The following is a 1,234-nucleotide window of genomic DNA, read 5'->3' as shown; positions in this document are numbered from 1 at the left end:
CGTAAGCGTCCAAATAGATACTTCTTACGCCGCTTGAATTTTCTGCCATGGTTTATCCCACAGGAGGACGACCATGGCAGCATCAGCAGCAGAGATGGGTTCCAAGAAGGCGTACTGGGCCGGACATATCGGGCGCTGGCAGCGTAGCGGCCTGAGCCAGGGAGCATACTGCCGAGAGCATGGCCTTTCCCAAAGTTCCCTGGGCTATTGGCGAAAGCGTTTGGGAGCCACGAACGACAGGGAGGCCGCGTCTTTCGTCACCATCGTCCCCGTGCCGCTGCTCGCGTCGGCCCAACCAGACATGGCAAACGCACCGGAACCGCTGCTGGTGCATGTGGGCAACGCCTTTCGCATCGAGATCCGGGGCGACTTTGTCGGGCCGGTGCTAGAAAAACTGGTCCGCACGCTGACGCGGCTGTGATGCTGCCGGCAAGCGGCGTCCGGGTCTATCTGGCCCTGGGAGCCACGGACATGCGCAAATCCATCGACGGCCTGTCCATCCTGGTGTCGCAGCAGTTGCAACTCGATCCGTTCGCCGGCCATCTGTTCGGCTTTTGCAACCGGAGTCGAACCATCATCAAGCTGCTTTACTGGGATCGTAACGGCTTTTGCCTATGGCACAAACGTCTGGAGCGCCATGTGTTTCGCTGGCCGACCCGCGAGGCCGAGGTGCTGGCCATCGATTCAAGGCAGCTTGCCTGGCTGCTCGACGGCCTGGATCCCCTGGCCGTGACGGGACACTCCCGTCTGGAATATTCAACAGTTTTTTGACCAGTATTTATTTGATTAAATTGAATAATATTGGTATATTGTTCGGGCTGTGGACATCAATTCCCTCCCCGACGACCCTGCCGCACTGAAAGCTCTCATTGTCGACATGGCTGCGGACCATCAGACGCAGATCGTCCAACTTGAGCAGCGCCTTCGTCTCCTGAACCTGATCATCTACGGCCCGAAGTCCGAAAAAAGGGCCCGCACCGGCCAGGAGCAGCAACTTTCTCTGTTCGACGAAGCCGAGCAGACGGTTGAAGAGCACACGCCGCAAACCTTCGAGGAAGCCTGCGCCCCGGCCCACACCCGTGGCAAACGCGGCCGTCGCCCTATTCCCGCCGATCTGCCCCGGGTTACGGTCGTCCACGACCTGCCGGAATCGGAAAAGACCTGCCCCTGCGGCGCTGAGCTGGTCCGCATCGGTGAGGAAGTCAGCGAAAAGCTCGACATCGTGCCGGCCAAG

3 protein-coding genes are annotated in these 1,234 nt (G+C 59.6%); all 3 read left to right on the top strand.

Features of this window, described 5'->3' with window-relative positions; all coding sequences use genetic code 11:
• Positions 1-73: 73 nt before the first annotated feature.
• A complete protein-coding gene (gene tnpA, locus DESFRDRAFT_RS20530; RefSeq protein WP_005997287.1) occupies positions 74-421 on the top strand; it encodes an IS66 family insertion sequence element accessory protein TnpA in 348 nt (115 codons plus the stop codon).
• A complete protein-coding gene (tnpB, locus tag DESFRDRAFT_RS20525) occupies positions 421-771 on the top strand; it encodes an IS66 family insertion sequence element accessory protein TnpB (protein WP_005997286.1) in 351 nt (116 codons plus the stop codon). The genes tnpA and tnpB overlap by 1 nt, the downstream gene beginning before the upstream one ends.
• A 49-nt stretch (positions 772-820) precedes the next feature.
• A partial coding sequence (locus tag DESFRDRAFT_RS20520; RefSeq protein WP_005997283.1) for an IS66 family transposase occupies positions 821-1,234 on the top strand: 414 nt, incomplete at its 3' end.

Origin of the sequence: Solidesulfovibrio fructosivorans JJ] (assembly GCF_000179555.1) — a bacterium.
In the GTDB taxonomy this organism is placed as follows: Bacteria; Desulfobacterota; Desulfovibrionia; order Desulfovibrionales; family Desulfovibrionaceae; genus Solidesulfovibrio; species Solidesulfovibrio fructosivorans.
The sequence above is the reverse complement of the archived record's forward strand: the minus strand, read 5'-3'. Positions and strand labels throughout refer to the sequence as shown.

Excerpts from the sequence above, each read along its gene's own strand:
- tnpA (WP_005997287.1), top strand. The coding sequence starts at position 74 with ATGGCAGCATCAGCAGCAGAGATGGGTTCCAAGAAGGCGTACTGGGCC.
- tnpB (WP_005997286.1), top strand. The coding sequence starts at position 421 with ATGCTGCCGGCAAGCGGCGTCCGGGTCTATCTGGCCCTGGGAGCCACG.